This window comes from Actinomadura rubrisoli, from assembly GCF_004349215.1.
GTDB classification, from domain to species: domain Bacteria; phylum Actinomycetota; class Actinomycetes; order Streptosporangiales; family Streptosporangiaceae; genus Spirillospora; species Spirillospora rubrisoli.
On the sequence record NZ_SMKU01000596.1, the window covers coordinates 1 to 2,851 of the forward strand.

Consider the following 2,851-nt stretch of genomic DNA (forward strand, 5'->3'; position numbering starts at 1 on the left):
GCCCCCGTCCACCCCCCACACGCTGCCGGTGACGTAGGAGGCCGCGTCGGACGCCAGGAACGCGATGACGCGGGCGACCTCGCAGGGCTCCCCCATGCGCCCCGCGGGGATCCGGCGCCGCGACAGCTCGTGCTCGACGGCGGCCCTCGGCTCCTTGCCGTGCAGCGAGCCGAGGGTGTCGGCGAACCCGCCGGGACGCGTCCACAGCGGCGTCCAGACGGGGCCGGGCGCGACCGCGTTGACCCGGATCCCCGGCCCCTCGGTCAGGGCCAGGGACTTGGTCAGCGACAGCAGCCCCACCTTGGACACCTGGTAGTCCACCGGCGCCGCTTCCGGCTGGCGGGCCAGGTCGGAGGAGTTCGTGACGATGCTCCCCCGCCCCCTCTGCCGCATCCCCGGCAGCACATGGCGGATGGCCCGGACCGCCGACAGGAGGTTGACCTCCAGGGTGGCGAGCCAGTCCTCGTCCGACAGCTCGTCGAACGAGCGCGCCTGGCACCGTCCGACGTTGTTGACCAGGATGTCGGCCCGCCCGCCGTAGGGCGCGAGGGCCGTGTCGAGCCCCGCCGCCACCCCGGCCTCGGTGGCGAGGTCGGCGGCGGCGGCCGACACCTCGGCGCCCCCCGCGGACAGCTCGTGCGCCGTCCGCTCCAGCTCGTCCTTGGCGAGGTCGAGCAGGGCCAGGTGGGCGCCCTCGGCGGCGAGGGCCCCGGCGGCCGCCGCGCCGATGCCGCCGGCGGCGCCGGTGACGACGGCGACGCGCCCGTCCAGGTCCAGCCTCATGGCACCCGCACCTCCGTCGAGATCAGGCACAGCGGCCGGCGCGCCGAGATGTTCTCGACGCGGCGCTCGGCGCCCGCCGGGAAGGCCGCGCAGAACCCGGCCCCGCCCGTGAACGTCTGGCCCTCGACGACGACCGCCGCCTGCCCGGAGACGACGAACACGACCTCGGTGCACTGGTCGAGCGCGTAGTCGCCCGTCCTCGCGCCCGGCGGGACCTCGATGCGCGCGAAGCGGTGCCAGGGCCCGGTGAACGGCTCGGTCAGGTCGACCGCCGCGACCCGCAGCGGCAGCGGCGCGTCCCGGTAGCCGGGCGCCTCGGCCATCGCGTGGTGCAGGCCGAGGTGCCGCGGCCGGGCGGGCGGCCCCTCGCCCGGGAACACCTCGGTGACGTAGAACGCCATGTCCTCGCCCGAGTCGTTCTCGATGGCGTGCCGGGCGCCGATCGGCGTGGTGATCAGGTCCCCGGCCCCCACCGGGAAGTCCACGCCGTTCATCCGCATCGTGGCCTGCCCGGCGACGATGTAGTAGATCTCCTCCGTCCGGTCGTGCAGGTGCTCCCCGATGGACGCGCCCGCGGTGAGGGTGACGTGCTCGACGGTGTTCCACGCGCCCTCCAGGTGGGCGCCGTAGGCCAGCTGCTTCCAGAACGCCACCCCCGTCCCGCCGATCTGGCGGAGCGTGGTCGCCCGGCCGCTGGTGTCGTTGATGATCGGCCCGTAGCCGGTGCGGACGGCGGTCATCGGACGGCCGTCCCGGCGAAGGCGCCCGCGTGCTCCTGCGGGCCAGCGGCCAGGTAAGCCTCGACGGCGGCGCGGACGACGGGCTCCTCGACCTGGGTGATGACGTTGTCGCCGACCCAGTGCGGGCGGCCCAGGCCCTCCAGCAGGACCATGTCGACCGTCCCCTCGCGGAACGGCACGTACCCGCGCTTGTTGTCGCGGCGCACCACCGCGAGGATCTCGTCCGCCGTCAGGCCCTCCGGCAGCCGCGTGGGCGCGCCGTTGCGCTCCAGCAGCGTCCGGTGGGCGCCCTCCTCGGCCGGGTCCATGAGTCCGAGGAGCACCGCGGCGCGGGCCGCGACCAGCATCCCCACGCCGATCGCGTGCCCGTGACGCAGAGCCCCTCCGGTGAGCAGCTCAGCGGCATGCCCAACGGTGTGCCCGTACTCCAGCACCAGTGCCTCACGCTTCTCCCTCGGGTCGTCGCGCATCACCGCCGTCTTGGCGTCGACGCACAGGTCGATGAAGGCGGCCAGCTCGCGCGGCGCGTAGCGGGCGTCGGGCCGCAGCGTCGCGGCGACCTCGTCGTAGCGCTCCGGGCAGATCCCCAGCACGTTCTTGATCATTTCGCAGAGCGCGGCCTGGGTCTCCTCGCGCGGCAGCGTGGCGAGGAAGTCCAGGTGGTTCCAGACGAGCACCGGCGCGTGGAACGTGCCGAGGTGGTTCTTGCCCACCCGCGAGTTCACGGCCTGCTTGAGCGACAGCACCGAGTCCGACATGCCCAGCAGCGTCGTGGGCAGGTGGACCAGCCGCAGCCCGCGGAACGTCAGCGCGGCCAGCAGCCCCGCGACGTTGCCGGCCAGGCCGCCGCCGAGCGCGACGATGACCGAGTTGCGGGTCACGCCGTGCCGCAGGGCCCGCTCGGCGAGCCCGTCCAGCGTGTCGATCGTCTTGGCCTTCTCGCTGTTCGGGATCGACAGCACCACCGTGTCGGCGACGGCCGACAGCCGGCCGCCGACCTCGCTCGTGATGGCGCCGGGCACCCCGTCGTCGGTGACGACCACGAGACGGTCGGCCTCCAGCCGGGTCAGCCGGGCCGCCAGCTCCGCCCACGACCGCTCCCCCGAGTGGACGTGGAACGGGTAGCGGACGTCCCCGAAGCGGACCTCCCGCGCAAGCCACTGCCCGGGCCGGGCGGGCCCGAGGTCGATCGCCCTGGTCGACTTCTCGATTCCCTTGCGGGACATCTTGTTCCCCCTGTGTGCGGCAGATGACCTCCGGACGAGGTCGACTGCCCACCACCTTCGGCGGCCCGACGTCCCGGGCACATGGTGCGCCCGCCGCAACCC

3 protein-coding genes are annotated in these 2,851 nt (G+C 74.3%); all 3 read right to left on the bottom strand.

Annotation, left to right across the window (positions count from 1 at the left end; all coding sequences use genetic code 11):
* Window positions 1–783, bottom strand: a 783-nt coding sequence (locus tag E1298_RS45825; protein WP_131903637.1) for an SDR family NAD(P)-dependent oxidoreductase, incomplete at its 3' end; no start/stop codon positions are given.
* A complete protein-coding gene (locus E1298_RS45830) occupies window positions 780–1,523 on the bottom strand; it encodes a cupin domain-containing protein (RefSeq protein ID WP_131903638.1) in 744 nt (247 codons plus the stop codon). The genes E1298_RS45830 and E1298_RS45825, both read right to left, overlap by 4 nt.
* On the bottom strand, window positions 1,520–2,749 hold the full coding sequence (locus E1298_RS45835) for a 2-deoxy-scyllo-inosose synthase (RefSeq protein ID WP_131903639.1): 1,230 nt from the start codon (window positions 2,747–2,749) through the stop codon (window positions 1,520–1,522). Before E1298_RS45835 ends, E1298_RS45830 begins: the two co-directional genes overlap by 4 nt.
* Window positions 2,750–2,851 lie beyond the last annotated feature (102 nt).